Source organism: Caballeronia sp. Sq4a (assembly GCF_023170545.1).
Classification (GTDB): Bacteria; Pseudomonadota; Gammaproteobacteria; order Burkholderiales; family Burkholderiaceae; genus Caballeronia.
The window spans coordinates 2,806,957-2,830,515 of record NZ_CP084250.1; the positions used below are offsets into that span (position 1 = coordinate 2,806,957).

The window sequence follows — 23,559 nt, forward strand, 5'->3', positions numbered from 1 at the left end:
CTTGACCCGCGAATGTGCGTCTCGCTCAGTGCTTCGCGTGCGCCTTGCGCAGACGCTGAATCGCTGCGAGCTGCGCCGCGGCGTACGCCAGTTCGGCTTGCGCCGTAGCGTACTCGAGTTCGGATGCGTTGTTCTGCATCGCTTCCTCGGCGCGCTTCTTCGCTTGCTCGGCCTTCGCTTCGTCCAGATCGGCGCCGCGGATGGCGGTGTCGGCCAGCACGGTCACGATGCCCGGCTGAATCTCCAGAATGCCGCCCGCGACGAACACGAACTCTTCCGAGCCGTCTTCCGCCTCGATGCGCACCGCGCCCGGACGAATGCGCGTGATAAGCGGCGTGTGGCCGGGCAGAATGCCGAGCTCACCGGACTCGCCCGGCAGCGCGACGAACTTCGCCTGGCCCGAGAAGATCTGCTCTTCCGCGCTGACGACGTCTACTTTGATGGTTGCCATGTTGTCCAACTCCTGGGTTGAGCGTAGTTCGAGGACGCTAGCGCGAGCCGGCGTCCGCTTCGTTACACCCGACCTTTACTGGATCTTCTTGGCCTTTTCGAAGGCTTCGTCGATCGTGCCAACCATGTAGAACGCCTGTTCCGGCAGGTGATCGCATTCGCCTTCCACGATCATCTTGAAGCCGCGAATGGTTTCCTTCAGCGGCACGTACTTGCCCGGCGAACCCGTGAACACTTCGGCGACGTGGAACGGCTGCGACAGGAAACGCTGGATCTTGCGAGCGCGCGCGACCGACAGCTTGTCTTCCGGCGACAGTTCGTCCATGCCCAGAATGGCGATAATGTCGCGCAGTTCCTTGTAGCGCTGCAGCGTTTGCTGCACGCCGCGCGTGATCGAGTAATGCTCTTCGCCGATCACGTTCGGGTCGATCTGACGCGAGGTCGAATCGAGCGGGTCCACGGCCGGATAGATACCGAGCGAAGCGATATCACGCGACAACACGACGGTTGCGTCCAGGTGGCCGAAGGTCGTAGCCGGCGACGGGTCGGTCAAGTCGTCCGCAGGGACGTACACGGCCTGAACCGACGTGATCGAGCCGGTCTTGGTCGACGTGATGCGCTCTTGCAGCTTGCCCATTTCTTCAGCCAGCGTCGGCTGATAGCCCACTGCCGACGGCATACGGCCGAGCAGTGCCGACACTTCCGTGCCTGCCAGCGTGAAACGGTAGATGTTGTCCACGAAGAACAGCACGTCGAGACCTTCGTCACGGAAGTGCTCGGCCATCGTCAGGCCAGTCAGCGCGACGCGCAGACGGTTGCCCGGCGGCTCGTTCATCTGGCCGTACACCAGCGCGACCTTGTCCAGAACGTTCGAGTCCTTCATTTCGTGATAGAAGTCGTTCCCTTCACGGGTACGCTCGCCAACGCCCGCGAACACGGAGTAACCGCCGTGTTCCTTCGCGATGTTGTTGATCAGTTCCATCATGTTCACGGTCTTGCCCACGCCGGCGCCACCGAACAGACCCACCTTGCCGCCCTTCGCGAACGGGCAGATCAGGTCGATAACCTTGATGCCGGTTTCCAGCAGTTCCGTCGACGGCGACAGCTCGTCGAACGAAGGCGCTTGCTGGTGAATCGAACGCAGGTTGGTCGATTCGATCGGGCCCGCTTCGTCGATCGGACGGCCGAGCACGTCCATGATGCGGCCGAGCGTCGGCTTGCCGACCGGCACGCTGATGGGCTTGCCGGTGTTCTTGACCATCGTGCCGCGGCGCAGGCCGTCGGATGCACCCAGACAGATGGTGCGGACCACGCCGTCGCCCAGCTGCTGCTGGACTTCGAGCGTCAGTTCCGTGCCTTCCAGAATGAGCGCGTCGTAAATCTTCGGCATTTTCGCACGCGGAAATTCCACGTCGATAACGGCGCCGATGCACTGTACGATCTTGCCTTCTACCAAAGCAGTAGTACTCATCGCATTTCCTTTAGATACTGTGTTCTTTCACGCGGTCAGCAAAATCAGACCGCCGCGGCGCCGCCGACGATTTCCGACAATTCTTTCGTAATCGCTGCCTGACGGCTCTTGTTGTAGACGAGCTGCAGTTCGTTGATCACGCTCTTCGCGTTGTCCGACGCCGCCTTCATCGCGACCATGCGCGCGGATTGTTCCGACGCCATGTTCTCCGCGACCGCCTGATAGACGAGCGCCTCGACGTAGCGCACGAGCAGGTCGTCCACCACGGTTTGCGCGTCCGGCTCGTAGATGTAATCCCACGACGTCTTCGGCGTTTCGGCTTCGCTTTCCTGCTTATGCAGATCGTCGATCGACAGCGGCAGAAGTTGCTCGATCACCGGCTCCTGCTTCATCGTGTTGACGAAGCGCGTGTACGCCAGGTACACCGCGTTGACCTTGCCTTCCGAATACAAGTCGAGCTGCACCTTGATCGCGCCGATCAGCTTTTCCAGATGCGGCGTGTCGCCCAATTGCGTGACTTGCGACACGACACGGGCGCGCAGCCGGTTCAGAAAGCCGAGTCCCTTGCCGCCGATGGCCGACGCCTCGATGGATACGCCGCTCTGATCCAGTTCCTTGATGCGGTTCAGGGACGCACGCAAGATGTTCGTGTTCATGCCGCCGCACAGACCCTTGTCGGTCGTGACGAGGATCAGGCCAGCCGCTTTCGCGCCGTCGTTCTTCACCATGAACGGGTGACGATACTCGGGGTTCGCGGCGCTCATGTGCGCTGCGATTGCGCGGACTCGGTCAGCGTACGGACGGGCGGAACGCATGCGCTCCTGGGCGCGGCGCATCTTGGATGCGGCGACCATTTCCATCGCTTTCGTGATCTTGCGCGTGTTCTGCACGCTCTTGATCTTGCCGCGAATTTCCTTCATTCCAGCCATTGCTTACTCCTTGATCGAAGCCGCGCGGCGGTCATCCGATGATGCGCCGCGCGTTGCTCCTCAGTCCCGATCAATAAGCGCCCGACTTCTTGAAGTCCTTCAGCGCGGCATGCAGCGCGCCTTCGTCGTCCTTCGACAAGTCTTTGTTGTCTTCGATGCGCTTAATCAGATCGGCATGGCTCGTCTTCAGGTATTCGCGCAGGCCCTTTTCGAACGGCAGCACTTGCGCAACTTCCAGATCGTCGAGATAGCCGTTGTTGGCCGCGAACAGCGACACCGACAGTTCCCACACCTGCAGCGGCTGATATTGCGGCTGCTTCAGCAGTTCCGTTACGCGGCGGCCGCGCTCGAGCTGCTTGCGGGTGGCTTCGTCGAGGTCCGACGCGAACTGCGCGAACGCGGCGAGTTCACGATACTGCGCGAGGTCGGTACGGATACCGCCCGACAGCTTCTTCACGACCTTGGTCTGAGCCGCGCCACCGACGCGCGACACCGACACGCCCGCGTTGATCGCAGGGCGGATACCGGCGTTGAACAGGTCGGTTTCCAGGAAGATCTGGCCGTCGGTAATCGAGATCACGTTCGTCGGAACGAACGCGGTCACGTCGCCGGCTTGCGTTTCGATGACCGGCAGCGCCGTCAGCGAACCGCTCTTGCCCTTCACTTCGCCGTTCGTGAACTTCTCGACGTACTCTTCCGAGACGCGGGCCGCGCGCTCGAGCAGACGCGAGTGCAGATAGAACACGTCACCCGGATAGGCTTCACGGCCCGGCGGACGGCGCAGCAGCAGCGAGATCTGGCGATACGCCCATGCTTGCTTGGTCAAGTCGTCATACACGATCAGCGCGTCTTCGCCGCGATCGCGGAAGTATTCGCCCATCGTGCAGCCGGCGTACGGCGCGAGGTACTGCATCGCTGCCGATTCCGAAGCGGAAGCCGCGACGACGATGGTGTAAGCCATTGCGCCGGTTTCTTCGAGCTTGCGCACCACGTTCATGATCGACGAAGCCTTCTGGCCGATCGCGACGTAGATACAGATGAGGTTCTTGCCCTTCTGGTTGATGATCGCGTCGACAGCCACGGCGCTCTTGCCGCACTGGCGGTCGCCGATGATCAGCTCGCGCTGGCCGCGGCCGATCGGCACCATCGCGTCGATCGACTTCAGACCCGTCTGCACCGGCTGCGACACCGACTTACGCCAGATCACGCCCGGCGCGATCTTTTCGATAGCGTCGGTCATCTTGGCGTTGATCGGGCCCTTGCCGTCGATCGGGTTGCCGAGCGCATCGACCACGCGGCCGATCAGTTCCGGGCCGACCGGCACTTCGAGAATGCGGCCCGTCGTCTTGACGATGTCGCCTTCCGTGATGTGCTCGTACTCGCCCAGAATAACGGCGCCGACGGAGTCACGTTCGAGGTTCAGTGCAAGACCGATGGTGTTGCCCGGAAACTCGAGCATTTCGCCCTGCATCACGTCCGACAGGCCGTGGATACGCACGATACCGTCGGTCACGGAGATCACGGTGCCCTGGTTGCGAACGTCCGCGCTCGCTTCAAGGCCCTGGATCCGGCTCTTGATCAGCTCGCTGATCTCAGAGGGATTGAGTTGCATTATTCGCTCCTGATAGTCAATTCTGTTGCGTGCCAGCTAAGGCGCTTCCAAGAAGCGTCAGGCGGTGAGCGCCGTCTGCATGCTGGCTAGGCGCGCGCGGACCGAGGTATCGAGCACTTCGTCGCCGACCGTCACGCGAACGCCGCCGATCAGCGACTGATCGATTTCGACAATCGGTTTCAGCTTGCGCTCGAACTTGCGTTCGAGGCTTGCGACCAGGTCGTTCAACTGTGCGCCTTCGAGGGGGAACGCGCTGACGATATGCGCGTCGGCCGCACCTTCACGGGCGTTCTTCAGCTCGTCGAACTGGACGGCGATTTCCGGCAGCAGCGGCAGACGATGGTTGTCCACCAGCATGCGCACGAAGTTCTTTGCCTGAGCGTTGCCCTGAGCGAGCGGCGACTTCACCGCGGCGAGCAGCAAGTCGGTGATCTGCTCGCGGCTCACTTTCGGGCTCGAGGCGACCGATTCCACTTCGGGCAGACGCGCAACCTGTGCCAGCTCCTCGACGAAGGTGGACCAGCCCGCGAGATCGCCGGTTTCGGCCACGCGGAACAGCGCTTCTGCGTAAGGACGAGCGATGGTTGCAAATTCGGCCATGATCAGAGCTCGGTTTTGAGTTGATTCAGCAGATCGGCGTGAGCCTTCTGATCGACTTCGCGTCTCAGAATTTGCTCTGCGCCCTTCACGGCCAGCGCCGCGACTTCGGCACGCAGGGCTTCACGCGCCTTGACGATTTGCTGGTCGGCGTCCGCCTTGGCCTGCGCGATGATGCGCGCGGCTTCGGCTTGCGCGTTGGCCTTGATTTCTTCGGCGACGGCTGCGGCGCGCTTCTCGGCGTCAGCAATGCGCTGCTGGCCGTCGTTGCGAGCCTGCGCGAGTTCCTGGTCGACGCGCTTGTGCGCGGCTTCCAGCTCCGCCTTGCCCTTGTCGGCGGCGGCGAGGCCGTCGGCAATCTTCTTCGAGCGCTCGTCGAGGGCGTTGATCAACGGCGGCCACACGAACTTCATCGTGAACCACGCGAGGATCAGAAACACGACCATTTGCGCAAACAGGGTTGCGTTGAGATTCACGGTGTTTCCTTAAACGTTGCTTGATCGGAGAGTGAAACGGTTAAAAGGCGCTAACCGGCTGTTGTGCTCGATCAGCGCCTCACCCGTTCCGTTCTGCGTCCTGTCAAAAATTCGGACGCGCACTTCCGAGAAACCTCAGCCTGCGAGACGCGCGAGCAGCGGGTTCGCGAACGCAAACAGCATTGCCACACCAACGCCGATCAGGAACGCCGCGTCGATCAGACCAGCCAGCAGGAACATCTTGGTCTGCAGCGGGTTCATCAGTTCCGGCTGGCGGGCGCACGCTTCAATGTACTTGCCGCCCATCAGACCGATACCGATACAGGCGCCGATTGCACCCAGGCCGATGATGATGCCGATACCGACGGCGGTCAGACCCTGGATGTTGGCGATGAAAGCTTGCATGATCACTCCTTTGATTAAAGACTTTGGAACTGGATTTATAAAAATTAAAACTGTGATTCTTTGACGATTCCGGACCCGGGCACGCTCACGTTAGTGCGTGTCATGCGCCTGGCCGAGATACACCAGCGTCAGCATCATGAAAATGAAGGCCTGCAGGAACACGATCAGGATGTGGAACACTGCCCACACCGTGCCCGCGATCACATGGCCAATGAAGCCGAGCACGGACAGGTTCGCACCGAAGGTCCACATGCTGCCGAGAAGCGCGATCAGCAGGAACAGCAGCTCGCCGGCGTACATGTTGCCGAAAAGTCGCATGCCGAGGGAAACCGTTTTGGCGGCGAACTCGATGATGTTCAGCGCGAGGTTCGGAATCCACAGAACCGGATGCGAGCCGAACGGAGCGGACAGCAGTTCGTGCACGAAACCGCCGGCGCCCTTGATCTTGATGTTGTAGTAGAGCATTAGCAGCAAGACGCCCAGCGCGATGCCGATGGTGCCGTTGAGGTCGGCCGTCGGCACGATGCGATGATGCGGAAGCGCGTGCTCGAGCCCGAGCCAGCCGATCACGCGGCCAGGCAAGTCAACGGGGATGAAGTCGAGCGAGTTCATCAGCGCGACCCAGACGAACACGGTCAGCGCGAGCGGCGCGATGAAACGGCGGCTGCCGTGAATCATCGACTTCGACTGGTCCTCGACCATTTCCACGAGCATTTCGATTGCGCACTGGAAACGGCCGGGGACGCCGGACGTTGCCTTGCGCGCAGCCAGGCCCAGAATGATGATGGTCAAAAGGCCGCATACGATGGACCAGAACAGCGTGTCCAGATTCCAGACGTGGATGTCGAAGATCGACGTCTGCGGATGCGTGGAAAGATTCTGCAAGTGGTGCGCAATGTACTCGGACGGATCCAGAGCGTGCGTTCCTTCGCTAGCTGCCATATCGTTAAAGCCACCCAAATTGTCAAAAATCTTTCGCCGCCTTCGCTTCCGAGCCGCCGCTTCGCGTCGCGGCTCCGGGGCGAGAGGCCCGTGTGCGGAACGCGTTCCGCACTCATGTTCATGCTACCTACGGCCACGCTGCGCCGCACTTACCCGGGAGGTCATGAAGACCGGCCGCCGCAAGGTCATCGCAGCGCCATGGCCACCCAGTACGCTTTCAGCGCGACGATGTACGTGACGAGCAACGGCAGCCACAGCGCGCTCTTATACCAGAGCGCGACGGCGACGAACATAGCAATCGTCGCTCCCATCTTGACGCCTTCGCCGATCATCCAGCTCATGATCGTCTCCGCGCCGCTTTTCGCCTTCAGGCGCGCGGCGAACAGAGCCGCAGGCACCCAGGCGATCGCTCCTCCCAGAAAGGCGGACAGCGCAGCATCGCCCGGCGGCTTGTAAAACAGCCACCAAAGCAGCGTCGCACCCAGGGACAAAACCATTTGCGCCGCCACGACGCGATACGGCGTGACACGCGATGGACGACTCACTTGCGGGCCGAACAGCTTTTCTGCCTGATCCCGTGTGAGCGGAACGATATTGTTATCTTGCGCTTCGGCGTCCCACGAGTCGTCAGTCGAATTGCGCGGCTGATTTCCGGTGGCGTGGTTATCGCCGGTCGAGCGAGCACTGACTTGCATGTTTCGTTCGCGCATGTGCGTCGCATTTGCCCGAGGTCCGCGCGCGAAGTACTCGCGCTCGGCTTCAGGCCTTCAACCCAGTGTCCGGAGAATCACCTTGCGCTTTCGCGGCGCTTTCGAGGTGGCCTAGCTGATAAATCCGGGGGATTGTAAGCGATTGTTGTCACGGATTCAATAGTTTAGGTGCGTCAAAAGCCAAGCGGACGAACCTTAAAAAACGGTCTCAAAACCAAGATTTTTCTTGCGATTGCAAGCAGATTTTCAGATTGAAACCGATTGCGTCGGACGCTTCAAACAAGCGCCCAGCCGATCACCATGGCCGCGATCCAGAACGGTATCGACACGACGTGGAACGGCGTCCACATGCCTTTCTCGCCCGACAGACGCACGGCGATGAGATTCGCGAGCGAGCCGATTGCCACGCCGAACCCGCCGACGCTCACGCCGAACGCGAGCGCGCGCCAGTCCTTCGAGAACTCCGCGAGCACGATGGCCGCCGGCACGTTACTGATGCCCTGCGAGAGCACCGCGCCGGCGGCGAATGCGCGAACCGGCGAGTGGATGCCGATGCGCGCAATGGCATCGTGGATGGTCGGCAACGCGGCAGCACTGCGAAGCACGATGAACATCAGCACGAAGATGAGCAGCAGGAGGTAGTCGATCTTCAGCACGACCTCGCGTCGCCAGAGAAGGAAGCCGACGGCCAGCGCTGCCAGCGCCGGTCCCGCGTGATGCGCATCCGCCAGCGCGACGAAAACGCCGAACGCGACGATGCTGATGCCGCATAGTCCCCGGTCTACGCGATGCGCCTCCGCATCGCCGGAGAGGTCCAGCGGCGTCGCGCGAAACATCGCGAATGTCAGCGCGAACAACAACGCCATCAGCGCCGCGCACAACGGCAGCAGCTTCCACACGAAGACGCCGAAGGGAACCCCGCTCGTCTGCCAGAGAAACAGGTTCTGAGGATTGCCGAGCGGTGTCAGGATCGAGCCGGCGTTGACTGCCAGCGCGATCACGATCACGAGCTTCTTGATCGGCAGCGGCGCCAGCTTGTTTAACGACAGCGCGAGCGGGACGACGGCGAACAGCGCGACATCGTTGGTCAGCAGCGTGGACAGGCCGGCCGCCAGCGCGACGAGCAGCAGCGCGAGCCCGCGCTCGCCATGTATGTGATGCACCAGCCGATGCGCCGCCCACATTAGGAATCCTGACAATTCGATCGCTTTGGTCAGGATCAGCAGACCGGCGAGCGTGAGCACCGTCTGCCAGTCGACCAGGGCGGGCAGCGCCGTCAACGGCTGCGGACGGACGACCTCGATGAGAACCAGCGCGAGCACGAGTATCGCGAGCACCGGTTCCTTCGCGATCGTCTTCCAGATGCGTGCCGGGAAGTCGGGGCGCACGCCCTTGGCATCGAGCTCGGACAAGATCGACCCTTGCCTTTACGCTGCCGGCGTCGGTGTTTCGATGCTGCCGCGCAGCTTCGTCAGAATGCCTTCGAGCGCGTCCAGATTGCCGAAGTCGATCGTGACCTTACCGCGCCCCCGGCCGCCGACCTTGATCTTCACACTGGCCGCGAGCAGATCCGACAACTCCTCTTCCAGACGGCGCGTGTCGCGTCCGCCGTCGCTTGGCGGGCGCGCCTTCGCGGGCGTTTGCTTGAGCGTCGCGGCGACGAGGCGCTCCGTTTCCCGCACCGACAAGCGGCGGTTCACTACATGATTCGCCAACTGAATTTGCGTGGCGGCGTCGACGGACAAAAGCGCGCGCGCGTGTCCCATGTCGAGATCGCCGGCGAGCAGCATCGTCTGAACGGGCGACGCCAGATTCAACAGACGCAGCAGGTTCGACACCGCGCTGCGCGAACGCCCGACCGCTTCGGCGGCTTGCTCGTGCGTGAAGCTGAACTCGTCGAGCAGGCGCTGGATGCCCTGTGCTTCTTCCAGCGGGTTCAGGTCCTCGCGCTGGATATTTTCGATCAGCGCCATGGCCGCGGCGGCCTGATCGGGGACGTTCTTCACCAGCACCGGCACTTCGTCCAGACCCGCAAGACGCGCCGCGCGGAAACGCCGTTCGCCCGCGATGATCTCGTAATGATCGTCGCCCACGGAACGCACGAGAATCGGCTGCATCAAGCCCTGCGCGCGAATGCTCGAGGCGAGCTCCTGCAACGCGCCTTCGTCCATTCGCGTGCGCGGCTGGTACTTGCCTGCTTGCAGCTTGTCGAGCGCCAGCACCGTCGGCGTGCCCTCGCCGCGCACGGCTTCCGTGATGTCGACGCTGCCGCCGAGCAATGCGTCGAGACCGCGGCCCAAACCCTTTTTCTTCATCACAGCGTTCATTTCGGTTCCTCCGTCGGCGTTTCCTGCCGCATCGATTGGGGTTGCAGCGCGCGCAAGCGCTCGATCATTTCCGCGCCGAACTGGACGTATGCCTGCGCGCCGCGCGACGCCTTGTCGAACACGACCCCCGGCAAGCCGTAGCTGGGCGCTTCGGCGAGACGCACGTTGCGCGGGATGACGACATCGAACACCTTGTCGCCGAAGTGCGCCTTCAGTTGGTCCGACACCTGCTGCTGCAGCGTGATCCGCGGGTCGAACATCACGCGCAACAGTCCGATCACCTTCAGGTCGCGGTTCAGATTGGCGTGAATCTGCTTGATGGTATTGACGAGGTCCGAGAGACCTTCGAGCGCGAAGTATTCGCACTGCATCGGGATGATGACGCCGTGCGCCGCGCACAGCGCGTTCAGCGTAAGGAGCGACAATGCGGGCGGACAATCGATCAGCACGAAATCATAGTCCGGCGCTATGTCGGCAATCGCGGCGCGTAGAATGCGCTCGCGGTTCTCCATCCCGACCAATTCCACTTCCGCGCCCGCGAGTTCGCGGTTTGCCGGCAGCACATCGTAGCCCACGGCTTCCGGACTCACGCGTGCTTCGCGCAACATGACGCCATCTACCAGCACCTCGTACACCGTGTTCTCGCAGGCGGCTTTGTCCACGCCGCTGCCCATCGTCGCGTTCCCCTGCGGATCGAGGTCGATCAACAGCACGCGCTGGCCGAGACCCGCGAGACTGGCTGCCAAGTTCACTGCTGTCGTCGTCTTTCCAACGCCGCCCTTCTGATTCGCGACGCAGAAGATTTTTGCCATCGTTTAATGTCCTCGTTTCTTCGCTGTCAGAAGATCAGCATGGCTGGAGTGCGGCAGGGCTCACGCATCGAATCGAATCTCGACGAGATGTCGCTCGGCGTCGAGGAACGGCACCGCCAGGCGTTCGATACTTTCGACGGCCGCGCCCTGCGGCAGGCGCGCGATTTCTGCGTCCGGCTTCACGCCTTTCATCGCAAGGATGCAGCCGTGGTCCGCAACCAGATGTCGGGCAAGTGTAGCGAAATCCGTGAGCTCTGCGAACGCGCGCGACACGATCACATCGAATTTTTCCGGGACGTCGATTCCCGGCTTCAGCGTTTCGACTCGGCCCGTCACAACAGACAAATTCGTCAGCCCCAATTGGGCTTTCGCTTGTGACTGGAATGCCGTTTTCTTATGCACGATGTCGTTCAGCGTTACGTGCAAGTCCGGCAACGCGACGGCCAATACGATGCCCGGCAGACCTCCGCCCGAACCGACGTCCAGCAACGTCGACGCGTTTCGGCTCGAGACTGCGGGCACGATCGCGAGCGAATCCAGGATGTGCTGAATGAGCATCTGCCGTGGATCGCGGATCGCAGTCAAGTTGTAGACCGCGTTCCATTTGCTCAACAGTGCGACGTAGTCGAGCAGCTTCTGTTTCTTTTCGTCGGAGAGCGCGACGCCTAGCTCGCCAGCGCCCTCATTCAACAACGCAGCGAGATCCGTCATTGCACCGCCGACGTCGTAGGCGTCTGCTCGTCGCCACTGCTCCCCTTGCCTCGGCGGCCGAGCCCGCGTTTCAGGTGAACCATGAGCAGCGAGATCGCAGCGGGCGTGATGCCCGAAATGCGCGACGCCTGCCCAATCGTCTCCGGACGATGTTGCATCAGCTTCTGGCGCGCCTCGAACGACAAGCCACGGACGTCGTTATAGTCGATGCCTTCCGGCAAACGCGTGTTCTCCTGCGCGCCGTTGCGCACGATTTCGTCCGCTTGCCGCTCGATGTAGCCTTGATATTTGACGCCGATCTCGATCTGTTCCTTGATCTGCTCAAGAAGCACTGGATCGTCTGCAAGCGGAGCGTCCGGCCCGGACGAGCCGCCGCGCAGCGCGCAAACGCCGTCGTACGAGACGCCAGGGCGACGCAGAAGGTCTGCCAAGCTGTATTCGTGGTCAATCGGCTTGCCTAGCAAGGCGGTCGCTTCTTCCGCCGGCAACGTCTTCGGATTGACCCATGTTGAACGAAGCCGCTCTGTTTCACGTGAAACAGCGTCGCGCTTTCGGCTGAATGCGTCCCAGCGTGCATCGTCAATGACGCCGATCTGGCGGCCGATTTCCGTCAACCGCATGTCTGCGTTGTCTTCGCGCAGCGAAAGCCGATACTCGGCCCGGCTCGTGAACATGCGATACGGCTCGGACACTCCACGCGTAACAAGGTCATCGACCAACACGCCGAGGTAGGCCTGATCCCGCCGCGGACACCACGCGTCCTTCCCTTGCACCTGCAATCCCGCGTTGATGCCGGCTAACAGCCCCTGTGCCGCCGCCTCTTCGTAGCCCGTCGTGCCGTTGATCTGCCCGGCGAAAAACAGCCCGTTGATCGCTTTGGTCTCTAACGACGCCTTCAGAGCGCGCGGATCGAAATAGTCGTATTCGATCGCGTAGCCCGGACGCAGAATATGCGCGTGTTCCAAGCCACGCATCGACCGGACGAGCTCGAGCTGTACGTCGAACGGTAGGCTGGTGGAGATTCCGTTCGGATAGAACTCGTTGGTCGTCAGCCCTTCCGGCTCAAGAAAGATCTGGTGCGCGTCCTTGGAGGCGAACCGGTGAATCTTGTCCTCGATGGACGGACAGTAACGCGGCCCGACGCCTTCGATCACGCCCGTGTACATCGGCGACCGGTCGAGTCCGGAGCGAATGATGTCGTGCGTGCGCGAATTCGTATGCGTCACCCAGCACGGCATCTGCCGCGGATGCTGCTCGACGCGTCCCAGGAAAGAAAAGACCGGAATCGGATCGAGGTCGCCGGGCTGTTCTTCCAGCACGGAGAAGTCGATCGTCCGCCCGTCGATACGCGGCGGCGTCCCCGTCTTCAGCCGCCCTTGTGGCAGCTTCAACTCCTTCAGGCGCGCCGATAGTGAGACTGCGGCCGGATCGCCGGCCCGCCCCCCGACGTAGTTATTTAGACCGACGTGAATCTTCCCATCGAGGAACGTCCCGGCGGTCAGCACGACTGCCCGCGCGCGAAACCGCAGTCCTACTTGCGTCACAGCGCCGACGACGCGGTCGCCCTCCACCATCAAGTCATCGACCGCCTGCTGGAACAGCCAAAGGTTCGGTTGGTTTTCGAGCCGATGCCGGATGGCCTGCTTATAGAGCACCCGATCCGCCTGCGCACGCGTGGCACGCACGGCCGGGCCCTTCGACGAATTGAGAATGCGAAACTGGATGCCCGACTCGTCTGTTGCCGCTGCCATCGCACCGCCGAGGGCGTCGACCTCCTTCACGAGATGACCCTTGCCGATACCGCCAATCGACGGATTACAGCTCATTTGCCCGAGCGTTTCAATGTTATGGGTCAAAAGCAGCGTTTTGCAGCCCATTCTTGCCGAAGCCAGCGCGGCTTCAGTGCCTGCATGACCGCCGCCAACGACGATCACGTCAAATTCTGTGGGATAAAGCATGGAGATTTCGTGTGCGGACGACACGAACCGAAGAAGGAATATCGCAAGATTATATAGGCATCGCGCGCTGTCGTTTTCGACGCCGCACGTACAGCCGAAAAAAATGGTGTGTTTCACGTGAAACACGCCATCACAAGTTGCTTCAACCGAAGCGCTACGCCGCCTTTTTAGCCAGTCCCAAGTACGTCTCGATAACCTGCGGATTGTGCCGCAGACTTTCCGCCTCCCCTTCCAAGGCGAATTCACCCGTTTCGAGCACATACCCATAGTCGGATATCTGCAACGCAGCGCGGGCGTTCTGCTCGATCAGAAGCGTAGCGACTCCGGTCTGCTTCAGCGCGCTGACGATATGGAAGATTTCCTTGACGATTAACGGCGCAAGTCCGAGGCTCGGCTCGTCCAGCATCAGAACGCGCGGCTTCCCCATCAACGCCCGGCCGACAGCGAGCATCTGCCGCTCACCGCCTGAGAGCGTCCCGGCTGCCTGTTTGCGTCGCTCTTTGAGCCGGGGAAACAACTCGAAAACGTGGCCCAGCTGATCCAGATAATCGCGCTCGCCCGCCCGCTTACGACGGTATGCGCCGAGGATGAGATTGTCCTCAACCGTCATCGTCGAAAAGAGCTCCCGTTTTTCCGGCACGAGGCACATTCCACGTGAAACGCGCCGCTCAATCGCCAGCGCCGACACATCATCGCCCATGTAGCGGATCACGCCCTTCGCATGGCCGCTCTGCGGCAAAGCGCCCATGATGGCGTTGAGCAGCGTCGACTTCCCGGCGCCGTTCGGTCCGATGACCGACACGATCTGCCCGGCGGCTACTTGCAGCTTCCCGTTGCGCAAGGCTTCGACCTTGCCGTAACGCACGGACAAGTCGCTGACGTCAAGAATGGTTTCAGCCATTACTCCACCCCGCCCAGATAAGCTTCGAGCACAGCCGGGTTCTCCTGCACATCCTTCGGCAGTCCCTCGGCGATTTTGGTACCGAACTCCATGACGACGAGCCGGTCAGTCAGATTCATCACAAAGTCCATGTCGTGTTCCACCAGCAAGATGCTCATGCCTTCCGCCCGCAGCTTTCGGAGCAACTCGGCCAGCTGTTGCTTCTCCTGATAACGAAGCCCTGCCGCCGGCTCGTCGAGCAGGAGCAGCGTCGGGTCGCAGCACAGCGCCCGCGCGATTTCGAGAATCCGTTGTTGACCGAGCGCGAGACTGCCCGCCTCGGCGTAGAGATGCTTCTCCAGCCCGACGCGAGCGATCTGCTTCGCCGCTTCGGACATCAGCCGCGCTTCCTCCGCCGCGTTCAGTCGGACGACGCTGCGCCAGACGCCAGTGCTGCCGCGCAGATGCGCCCCGATTGCGACGTTCTCCAACACGGTCATGCCGGGCAGCATCTTGACATGCTGAAACGTCCGTCCGATGCCCCGCTTCACGATTTCCCGAGACGTCAGCTTGTCGATGCGCTCGCCGTGGAACGTGATCGATCCGCTCGTCGCTTGCAGGACGCCCGTGACCAGATTGAATGTAGTCGACTTTCCAGCGCCGTTCGGCCCGATCAAGCCGACGATCTCGCCGGCTTTCACATCGAAACTCACGTCGTTCACGGCAACGAGGCCACCGAACTGCTTGCGCGCCGTATCGACGACCAGCAGCGGCTCGCCCGCGGCCGGTTTGCTGCGCTGCGGCAAAGGCTCGCCGTGCTCCGGCACGTGGGCGCGCGGCCCTCGCGGAAACACACGCGCCACGAACGGCCACACGCCCTGCCTCGCGTATTGCAACAGCAAGACCATGACGACTCCGAAAACGATGATCTCGAAATTGCCGTTCGCGCCGATAAGCTTCGGCAGCAGCGTCTGGAGATAGTCCTGCAGCACGGTGAGGATCGTCGCCCCCAAAATCGCACCCCACACATGCGACACCCCGCCGACGACCGCCATGAACAGGAATTCGATGCCGTGGTTGAGGCCGAACGGCGTCGGATTGACCGCGCGCTGCAAATGCGCATACAGAAAGCCCGAGATAGCCGCGAGCACCGCCGCATAGATGAAAATGACGACGCGCATCCACGCCGTATTGACGCCCATCGCTTCGGCCATGATGCCGCCGCCGCGCAGCGCCCGAATCGCGCGGCCGGGGCGACTATTAAGCAGATTCTGAACAGACACGACGGCGAGCAGCACCACGACCCAGATCAGGTAGTAAATGCTGCGCCCCGATTCCAGCTGCCAGCCGAACAGGTTCAGTACCGGAATCCCGTTGATGCCGTCGTACTTGCCCAGCAGTTCCATATTTCCGAAGAGATAGAACAGCGAGAGCCCCCACGCGATCGTGCCGAGCGGCAGAAAGTGCCCGGAGAGCCGCATCGTGATGAGGCCCAGCAGCAGCGCGATAAACGCCGTCAGCACGACGCCTGCAACCAGCGCGAGCCACGGCGAGACACCATAGCGCGTCGTCAGAAACGCGGTCGCGTACGCGCCGACGCCTACGAATGCCGCCTGTCCGAAGCTCGTCATGCCGCCGATGCCGGTCAGGAGCACCAGCCCGATCGCGACAATCGAATACAGGCCGATGTAGTTCAGAAGCGTGATCCAGTACTCCGGCACGGCGACCGGTCCCGGCAGCACCGGCAGCGCGAACACGACGAGCAGGAACAGCCAGAAGAAGCGATATCGATGGAGAAAGGTCATGGCTTACTCCTCGTCTTCGTCGGAATGCGGGCTGGCAAGGCTTCGCCATAACAGCACCGGAATGATGAGCGTGAAGACGATGACCTCCTTATAGGCGCTCGCCCAGAACGACGAATAGGACTCCAGCAGCCCGACGAGCAACGAGCCGGCTGCGGCCAGCGGATAGCTGACGAGACCGCCGACGATCGCGCCAACGAAGCCCTTCAGGCCGATCAGAAAGCCCGAGTCGTAGTAGATGGTCGTGATCGGCGCGACCAGCACGCCGCACAGCGCGCCGAGACCCGCCGCGAGCGTGAAAGCGAGACGCCCGGCCTGCGCCGTGCCGATGCCGACGAGTCGCGCACCCAGCCGGTTCACCGACGTCGCGCGCAACGCCTTGCCGGAAATCGAGCGGTCGAAGTAGAAGTACAACGCGACGATCAGCACGAGCGCTGTGCCGACGACCCACAGACTCTGCCCCGATATCGACACGCTGCCGATATTGAAGCTGGCGTCGGAAAACGCGGTGGTGCGTGAACCTTCCGCGCCGAACATGACGAGCCCGAGCCCGACCATCGCGAAGTGCACGGCCACCGCGACGATCAACAGCAGCAGCGTGCTCGCCTCCGCGATCGGCTCATACGCCAGCCGGTACACGAAGGGTCCCATCGGCACGACGATCAAAAGCGTCAGCGCGATCTGGGCGAGGATCGGCAGCGTCTGTGCGAAGACCGCCTGCGTCAGCGCCCACACCGCGACCGGGAACAGCAGATACTTGCCCGCGAGCACGGCCAGGAGCCGTCCTATCCGATGATGCCGCGCCGGATGCCGCACGATACCCGCGACTTCGGCGATAAAGCAGCCCACGCCCATCGCGATGAGCAAAAAGCAGGTCGCGGGCAGCTTCTGCGTTTGCAGCGCCGCCAGCGTGAGCGCGCCATAGGCGACGAACTCGCCCTGCGGAATGAAGATGACGCGCGTCACGGAAAACACCAGCACCAGCGCGAGCGCAAGCAACGCGTAGATGGCGCCCGTCGTGATGCCGTCTTGCGCGAGAATCGCCGCAATCGATAAGTCCATACTTCCTCTTCAGAGCTTCTTCGAAACGTGAGGGCCGTAATCGGCCGATGAACATGGGAAAAGCGGCGCACCACCGGCGCGCCGCTTCTCTATCTTGAAAATACCGTGCGCGGTTAGTCGTTCAGCAGCTTCCACTTGCCATCGACGATCTGCACCATCACGCGCGCGCGATCGTCGAAGCCGTTGTGGTCGTTCGGCGTTGTGTTCATGATGCCGTGCGAGACCGGCAGGTCCTTCAGGTTCTCCAGCGCCGCCCGCAATGCCTCGCGGAATTCAGGCGTGCCCGGCTGGCCCTTTTTGAGCGCCCCGGGAATCGCGCGGGCGAGCATCTGTCCGGCATCCCAGGCGTGGCCGCCGAAGGTCGAGAGCGAGCCCGCGCCGTACGCCTTCTCATACGCGCTCTTGTACGCCGCCGAGGACTTCTTCACCGGATTGCTGTCCGGCAATTGCTCGGTCACAAGCACGGGACCGGCCGGCAGAATCTCGCCCTCGCAATCCTTGCCGCATACGCGCAAGAAGTCGTTATTGGCGACGCCGTGCGTCTGATACACCTTGCCCTTGTAGCCGCGCTCCTTCAGCGTCTTGGCCGGCAGCGCGGCCGGCGTGCCCGCACCCGCGATCAACACGGCATCGGGATTCGCGCCCATCGTTTTCAAGACCTGACCCGTCACCGATGTATCGGGGCGGTTATACCGCTCGTTCGTGACGATCTTCAGCTTGTGCGCAGTCGCCGCCGCGTTGAAGACCGAGTACCAGCCGTCGCCGTACGCATCCGCGAAGCCGATGAAGCCCACTGTTTTCACGCCGTGCTTTTCCATGTGACTCGCGATCGCGTCGGCCATCAGCGCGTCGTTTTGCGGCGTCTTGAAGACCCACGCTTTCTTCGCGTCCATCGGCGCGATGATTGACGCGGACGCGGCCATCGAGATCATCGGCGTCTTGGCGCTCGACGCGGGATCGATCATCGCGAGCGAATTCGGCGTGACCGTCGAACCGATGATCGCATCGACGTGATCTTCGTCGATCAGCTTGCGCGTGTTCTGCACGGCGCGGCTCGTGTCGGTGCCGTCGTCGAGCACGATGTATTCGACCGACTTGCCGCCGATTTCCTTCGGCAACAACGCGACGGTGTTTTTCTCGGGAATCCCGAGCGATGCGGCCGGCCCCGTCGCCGACAGCGTCACGCCGATCTTCACCTGCGCGAACACTGCGCCCGCGCCGAACATCGCGCTGCCGGCGACTGCCAGCGCAATGCCGCTTTTGACCCATGCTTTCTTCGTTTTCATTGCTCGTCTCCAAACGCGATCTTGCTTGTGGCGCACCCCCGTGGTGCGCTGCTGCGAGTTGTTATCGATAACCCTGCCGATTCAGCCGCCCCAATCTATGGACCACCCCGGCACATGCCTAGGCTCGTTTTCCCTGACCAATGAGGCCGTCGTGCGCAGTTGTGCGCCCTCTTCTTTCGAACGAAAAAAAGGCGCGTTGGTGGAAACGCGCCTTGGTTCAAATCGACTCACATATCGACGGTCAGTTGCCCGAGAGCTTCCACTTGCCGCCGACGATCTCGACCATCACCCGCGCCCGCTGATCGAGGCCGGAGTGGTCGTTCGCGCTCATGTTGAAAATGCCGTGCGATGCCGCAAGATTCTTCGTGTCTTCGATCGCCGCGCGCAATGCCTCGCGAAACGCGGGCGTGCCCGGCTGCCCCTTCTTCAGCGCAACCGGAATCGCGTGTTGCAGAATAAGGCCCGCGTCCCAGGCGTGGCCGCCGAACGTCGACACCGATCCCGCGCCATACGCGCCTTCGTACGCCTTCTTGTAGGTCAGCGCGGCCTGCTTCACGGGATTGCTGTCCGGCAGTTGTTCTGCGACGAGCAGCGGCCCGGCGGGCAGGAACGTTCCTTCGCAATCCTTGCCGCATACGCGCAGGAAGTCGTTGTTCGCGACACCGTGCGTCTGATAGATCCTGCCCTTGTAGCCGCGCTCCTTGAGCGTCTTCTGCGGCAGCGCGGCCGGCGTGCCCGCGCCCGCGATCAGCACCGCGTCCGCGTTCTGCGACATCATCTTGAGCACTTGGCCGGTGACCGACGCGTCGTTGCGCGCGAACCGTTCATTCGCGACGACGCGAATCTTGGCGAGATCCGCCGCCTTCGAGAACTCCTTGAACCAGCTCTCGCCGTACGCGTCCGAGAAGCCGATGAACGCCACCGTCTTCACGCCGTGATTCGACATGTGCTGCGCGATGGCGGTTGCCATGAGAATGTCGTTCTGCGGCGTCTTGAAGACCCACGCGCGCTTGCTGTCCATCGGTTCGACGATGCTCGCGGCCGCGGCCATCGAGATCATCGGCGTGGTGGTGTCGGCGGCGATGTCGATCATCGCAAGCGAGTTCGGAACCACCGTGGAGCCGATCAGCGCGTCGACGTGATCTTCGCTCGTGAGCTTGCGCGCGTTCTTGACGGCTTGCGTGGAATCGGTGGCGTCGTCCAGAACGATGTACTGCACTTTCTGCCCCGCGACTTCCTTCGGCAATAGCGCGATGGTGTTCTTTTCGGGAATGCCGAGCGATGCGGCCGGCCCCGTGGCCGATACCGTCACGCCTATTTTCACGTCTGCAAAAACCTGAGTGCTGAATACCGCCGATAATCCCGCGACGGCCATTGCGACCGCCTTACCGCGTAATGCCCACTTCATTGATTTCCACCCCGTCGATCGTGTGTCCGAATAGAAATAACGCCTGATTCTTTGCTGCGGATTATCTGTTGCGAATCGCCGACCGAAGAGTCGGGAAATGCAGTGTAGCCATGGGCGCGCCGCGCATCAAGCGTTTCGGCCACATCCGGCAGACGTTTTAGTAGCTATGCTCTGACCGATGAATCGCGCTCGATGCGCGGCCGGATGAATCCGTCAGGCGATTCAGATTATCGGCCGGAAAAATAAAAAGGCGCCGTTGGACTCATCCAACAGCGCCTTTCGTCTCGGGCACTTCGTGCCTCATGTCTCCTCGTTCTCCACCTCAAAAATCTGGGTGCTTCAGAACTAGGACGGATATTAATGGCCGTATCATTTCGCCACAACCTAGCATTTACCCTAGTGGTGCATACAAGCACTTAAAAGGGCGCTCTTTGCGCCGTTAACTACCGGCCTGCTGATCGCACTTACTTCGGATACCAAATTAGATTCTATCCCTGCAACGGCCGCACCCGTGCGACGATTTCGCCCACGATGCCGCGCCTGAACGCCAATACGCACGCAATGAAGATGATGCCCGTCACGATGGTCACCGATTCGCCGAGCGAGTTGAACCACGCGACGCCCGTCACCTTCGCGATGCCCGCGCCGATGTCGCCGAGCCGGTCTTCCAGCGCCACGATGATCGCAGCGCCGAGCAACGGTCCGAACATCGTGCTCATGCCGCCGACGAGCGTCATCAGCACGACGAGGCCGGACATCGTCCAGTACGCATCGCCGAGCGTTTCGAAGCCGAGCACCAGCGTCTTCGTCGCGCCCGCGAGACCGGCGAGCCCCGCCGACAACACGAACGCGAGCAGCTTGTAACGAGCGGTGTCGTAACCGAGCGAGACCGCGCGCGGCTCGTTCTCCTTGATCGCGATCAGCACCTGCCCGAACGGCGAATGCACGATGCGCACGATCAGCGCGAATGCGAGCAGCATCAACACGAGCACGACGTAATAGAGCGTGACGTCGCTGCTCAAATCGAGGACGCCGAACAGTTTGCCGCGCGGCACGCCTTGCAGGCCGTCTTCGCCGTGCGTGAACGGCGCTTGCAGGAACACGAAGTAGACCATCTGCGCGAGCGCGAGCGTGACCATCGCGAAATAGATGCCTTGCCGCCGGATCGCGAGCAGTCCGACGATCACGCCGAGCAGCGTCGCGACTGCCGTGCCGAGCACGATGCCGAGCTCGGGCGTGAAGCCGAGCGTCTGGATCGCATAGCCCGCCGTATAGCCCGCGCTCGACAGAAACATCGCGTGCCCGAACGACAGCAAGCCCGTATAGCCGATCAGCAAGTTGAACGCCGCCGCGAAGAGCGCGAAGCAGAGCACCTTCATCATGAAGACCGGATACACGCCCGCGAACGGCACCGCGATCAACGCGACCAGCAACAGCGCGTAGAGCACTTTTCTCTGCATCATTTTTCCTTGCCGAAGAGTCCCGCCGGGCGCACGAGCAGCACCAGCGCCATGATGACGAAGACGACCGTCGCGGACGCTTCCGGATAGAACACGCGCGTGAAGCCTTCGATCACGCCGAGCAGCAGGCCCGTGAGTATCGAGCCCATGATCGAGCCCATGCCGCCGATCACCACGACCGCGAACACGGTGATGATCATCGACTGCCCCATGAGCGGCGAGACCTGGATGACCGGCGCGGCCAGCACGCCCGCGAACGCCGCGAGCGCGACGCCGAAGCCGTAGGTCAGCGTGATCATCAGCGGCACGTTGACGCCGAACGCTTCGACGAGCTTCGGGTTCTCCGTGCCCGCGCGCAGATACGCGCCGATACGCGTCTTTTCGATGACGAACCACGTCGCGAAACACACGACGAGCGACGCCACCACGACCCACGCGCGATAGTTCGGCAGGAACATGAAGCCGAGATTCGTCGCGCCGGACAAGAGCGATGGCACGTCGTACGGCTGGCCCGACGAACCGTAGATGGAACGGAACACGCCTTCGATCACGAGCGTCAGGCCGAACGTCAGCAGGAGCCCGTATAAATGGTCCAGCTTGTACAACCAGCGCAGCATGGACCGCTCGATGACCACGCCCAGCAAGCCGACGATGACCGGCGCGAGCAGCAGCATCGCCCAATACGGGACGTTGAAGTACGAATAGCCCATCCACGCGAGCATGGCGCCCAGCATGAAGAGGGCGCCGTGCGCGAAGTTGATGACGTTGAGCAAGCCGAAGATCACCGCGAGCCCGAGACTCAGGATCGCGTAGAACGAACCGTTCACCAGTCCGAGCAGCAACTGGCTCATCATCGCGGCGAGCGGGATGCCGAATATTTCCATTGAACCTGCCGAGGGTTGGATCGAAGCATGGCCGCAAGCAGTCGCGCGGGACCGCTTGCGGCGTCAGTCGCCGAAAAACTTACTTCCAGGCCGCGCAGCGCGACTCGGCCTTCGTGCCGAACGCCTGATCGCCCGGAATGGTGGCCGTGATCTTGTAGTAGTCCCACGGTTCCTTCGATTCCGACGGCTTCTTCACTTCCATCAGGTACATGTCGTGAATCATCGCGCCGTCCTCGCGAACGTAGCCCTTCGCGTAGAAGTCGTCGATCTTCGCCTTCTTCATCTGCGCCATGACCTTGTCGCTGTCCGTCGTGCCGGCGGCCTGCACGGCCTTCAGGTACGTGGTGACGGCGGAATAGTCGGCGGCTTGCAGGCTCGTCGGCATTTTCTTCATCTTCGCGAAGTAGCGCTTCGCCCACTCGCGCGTCTTGTCGTCCTTGTTCCAGTACCAGCTGTCCGTCGCGACGAGACCTTGCGTCGTCTCCAGTCCCAGGCTGTGAATATCCGAGAGGAAGATCAGCAGCGCGGCGATCTTCATCGACTTGGTGATGCCGAATTCCTTCGCGGCCTTGATCGAATTGATCGTGTCGCCGCCCGCGTTCGCCAGACCCAGGACTTGCGCCTTCGATCCCTGTGCCTGTAGCAAGAACGACGAGAAGTCCGACGCCGACAGCGGATGACGCACCGTGCCGAGCACCTGTCCGCCGTTCGCCTTCACGACATCCGACGTGTTCTTCTCCAGCGCCTTGCCGAACGCGTAGTCGGCGGTCAGGAAGTACCACGTCTTGCCGCCCTGCTTCGTCACCGCCGAACCGGTGCCCTTGGCGAGCGCCATCGTGTCGTACGCGTAGTGCACGGTGTACGGCGAGCACTGTTCGTTCGTGAGGTTGTCCGCGCCCGCGCCGATGTTGATGTACGGCGTCTTCTTTTCCGCCGCGACTTGCGCCGTCGAAAGCGCGGTGGCCGAGTTCGTTCCGCCGATGATCGCGTTCACGCCGTCGCGGTCGATCCACTCACGCGCGCGCGATGCCGCGATATCCGCCTTGTTCTGATGGTCCGCATACACGAGCTCGATCGGCTTGCCGTTCACCTTGCCGCCGAAGTCCGCGATCGCCATGCGGATGGCTTCGAGCCCGCCTTGTCCGTCGATATCGGCATAGAGGCCCGACAAGTCGGTGACGAAACCGATCTTGACGCTATTGCCGTCGGCAGCCTGCGCGCCGCTGCTCATGAGCGTCACACTCGCCGCCGCAGCCGCAAAGCAAAGAGTAGAGAGGCGCGCGAGGGTCTTCTTTTTCATTCCAGTCTCCATGAGTTTTTGATTGTTGCTGCGCTGCTGGTGTTACTGGTGTTGTCGTGTCGCCGTGATGGCCGGCC

22 protein-coding genes are annotated in these 23,559 nt (G+C 62.0%); all 22 read right to left on the minus strand.

Features of this window, described 5'->3' with window-relative positions; genetic code table 11:
• Positions 1 to 25: 25 nt before the first annotated feature.
• The 22 genes from LDZ24_RS13365 to LDZ24_RS13470 all read right to left on the minus strand — a co-directional run bounded on the left by LDZ24_RS13365 (position 26) and on the right by LDZ24_RS13470 (position 23,482).
• On the minus strand, positions 26 to 451 hold the full coding sequence (locus tag LDZ24_RS13365; RefSeq protein ID WP_175938650.1) for a F0F1 ATP synthase subunit epsilon: 426 nt from the start codon (positions 449 to 451) through the stop codon (positions 26 to 28).
• A gap of 75 nt (positions 452 to 526) precedes the next feature.
• Positions 527 to 1,921 (minus strand): F0F1 ATP synthase subunit beta, encoded by a 1,395-nt coding sequence (gene atpD, locus LDZ24_RS13370; RefSeq protein WP_248320745.1) that lies wholly within the window; start codon positions 1,919 to 1,921, stop codon positions 527 to 529.
• Between the two features lie 44 nt (positions 1,922 to 1,965).
• Positions 1,966 to 2,850, minus strand: coding sequence for a F0F1 ATP synthase subunit gamma (gene atpG / locus LDZ24_RS13375; RefSeq protein ID WP_248320746.1), 885 nt, complete (start codon positions 2,848 to 2,850; stop codon positions 1,966 to 1,968).
• 70 nt (positions 2,851 to 2,920) lie between these two features.
• Positions 2,921 to 4,462: a F0F1 ATP synthase subunit alpha gene (atpA, locus tag LDZ24_RS13380; RefSeq protein ID WP_175938658.1), complete on the minus strand. Its 1,542-nt coding sequence runs from the start codon at positions 4,460 to 4,462 to the stop codon at positions 2,921 to 2,923.
• A gap of 57 nt (positions 4,463 to 4,519) precedes the next feature.
• Positions 4,520 to 5,062, minus strand: a complete 543-nt coding sequence (locus tag LDZ24_RS13385) for a F0F1 ATP synthase subunit delta (protein ID WP_175938660.1) — start codon at positions 5,060 to 5,062, stop codon at positions 4,520 to 4,522.
• A gap of 2 nt (positions 5,063 to 5,064) precedes the next feature.
• Positions 5,065 to 5,535: a F0F1 ATP synthase subunit B gene (locus LDZ24_RS13390; RefSeq protein WP_175938663.1), complete on the minus strand. Its 471-nt coding sequence runs from the start codon at positions 5,533 to 5,535 to the stop codon at positions 5,065 to 5,067.
• Between the two features lie 135 nt (positions 5,536 to 5,670).
• Positions 5,671 to 5,940 (minus strand): F0F1 ATP synthase subunit C, encoded by a 270-nt coding sequence (atpE, locus tag LDZ24_RS13395; protein ID WP_175938665.1) that lies wholly within the window; start codon positions 5,938 to 5,940, stop codon positions 5,671 to 5,673.
• Positions 5,941 to 6,030: 90 nt separating this feature from the next.
• Positions 6,031 to 6,882, minus strand: a complete 852-nt coding sequence (atpB, locus tag LDZ24_RS13400) for a F0F1 ATP synthase subunit A (RefSeq protein WP_244847530.1) — start codon at positions 6,880 to 6,882, stop codon at positions 6,031 to 6,033.
• A gap of 185 nt (positions 6,883 to 7,067) precedes the next feature.
• Complete coding sequence (locus tag LDZ24_RS13405; RefSeq protein ID WP_248320747.1) at positions 7,068 to 7,592, minus strand: ATP synthase subunit I; 525 nt, start codon at positions 7,590 to 7,592, stop codon at positions 7,068 to 7,070.
• A gap of 275 nt (positions 7,593 to 7,867) precedes the next feature.
• Positions 7,868 to 9,004, minus strand: coding sequence for an SLC13 family permease (locus LDZ24_RS13410; RefSeq protein ID WP_371747354.1), 1,137 nt, complete (start codon positions 9,002 to 9,004; stop codon positions 7,868 to 7,870).
• Positions 9,005 to 9,019: 15 nt separating this feature from the next.
• Positions 9,020 to 9,919 carry a ParB/RepB/Spo0J family partition protein gene (locus LDZ24_RS13415; RefSeq protein ID WP_175938671.1) on the minus strand — a complete coding sequence of 300 codons (900 nt, stop codon included), beginning with the start codon at positions 9,917 to 9,919 and terminating at the stop codon, positions 9,020 to 9,022.
• Complete coding sequence (locus tag LDZ24_RS13420) at positions 9,916 to 10,731, minus strand: ParA family protein (protein WP_248320748.1); 816 nt, start codon at positions 10,729 to 10,731, stop codon at positions 9,916 to 9,918. Before LDZ24_RS13420 ends, LDZ24_RS13415 begins: the two co-directional genes overlap by 4 nt.
• 60 nt (positions 10,732 to 10,791) lie before the next feature.
• Positions 10,792 to 11,442: a 16S rRNA (guanine(527)-N(7))-methyltransferase RsmG gene (gene rsmG / locus LDZ24_RS13425; protein ID WP_248320749.1), complete on the minus strand. Its 651-nt coding sequence runs from the start codon at positions 11,440 to 11,442 to the stop codon at positions 10,792 to 10,794.
• Positions 11,439 to 13,400 carry a tRNA uridine-5-carboxymethylaminomethyl(34) synthesis enzyme MnmG gene (gene mnmG / locus LDZ24_RS13430; protein WP_248322363.1) on the minus strand — a complete coding sequence of 654 codons (1,962 nt, stop codon included), beginning with the start codon at positions 13,398 to 13,400 and terminating at the stop codon, positions 11,439 to 11,441. The genes rsmG and mnmG overlap by 4 nt, the downstream gene beginning before the upstream one ends.
• A gap of 154 nt (positions 13,401 to 13,554) precedes the next feature.
• Positions 13,555 to 14,301, minus strand: a complete 747-nt coding sequence (locus tag LDZ24_RS13435; protein ID WP_248320750.1) for an ABC transporter ATP-binding protein — start codon at positions 14,299 to 14,301, stop codon at positions 13,555 to 13,557.
• Positions 14,301 to 16,085, minus strand: coding sequence for an ATP-binding cassette domain-containing protein (locus LDZ24_RS13440; protein ID WP_248320751.1), 1,785 nt, complete (start codon positions 16,083 to 16,085; stop codon positions 14,301 to 14,303). The genes LDZ24_RS13435 and LDZ24_RS13440 overlap by 1 nt, the downstream gene beginning before the upstream one ends.
• A 3-nt stretch (positions 16,086 to 16,088) precedes the next feature.
• Complete coding sequence (locus LDZ24_RS13445; protein WP_248320752.1) at positions 16,089 to 17,144, minus strand: branched-chain amino acid ABC transporter permease; 1,056 nt, start codon at positions 17,142 to 17,144, stop codon at positions 16,089 to 16,091.
• 113 nt (positions 17,145 to 17,257) lie between these two features.
• Positions 17,258 to 18,430: an ABC transporter substrate-binding protein gene (locus LDZ24_RS13450; RefSeq protein ID WP_248320753.1), complete on the minus strand. Its 1,173-nt coding sequence runs from the start codon at positions 18,428 to 18,430 to the stop codon at positions 17,258 to 17,260.
• A gap of 241 nt (positions 18,431 to 18,671) precedes the next feature.
• A complete protein-coding gene (locus LDZ24_RS13455; RefSeq protein WP_248320754.1) occupies positions 18,672 to 19,838 on the minus strand; it encodes an ABC transporter substrate-binding protein in 1,167 nt (388 codons plus the stop codon).
• A 488-nt stretch (positions 19,839 to 20,326) separates the two neighbouring features.
• Positions 20,327 to 21,298, minus strand: a complete 972-nt coding sequence (locus tag LDZ24_RS13460; protein WP_175940556.1) for a branched-chain amino acid ABC transporter permease — start codon at positions 21,296 to 21,298, stop codon at positions 20,327 to 20,329.
• Positions 21,298 to 22,182 carry a branched-chain amino acid ABC transporter permease gene (locus tag LDZ24_RS13465; RefSeq protein ID WP_248320755.1) on the minus strand — a complete coding sequence of 295 codons (885 nt, stop codon included), beginning with the start codon at positions 22,180 to 22,182 and terminating at the stop codon, positions 21,298 to 21,300. Before LDZ24_RS13465 ends, LDZ24_RS13460 begins: the two co-directional genes overlap by 1 nt.
• 79 nt (positions 22,183 to 22,261) lie before the next feature.
• Positions 22,262 to 23,482, minus strand: a complete 1,221-nt coding sequence (locus tag LDZ24_RS13470) for an ABC transporter substrate-binding protein (RefSeq protein WP_248320756.1) — start codon at positions 23,480 to 23,482, stop codon at positions 22,262 to 22,264.
• Positions 23,483 to 23,559: the final 77 nt, after the last annotated feature.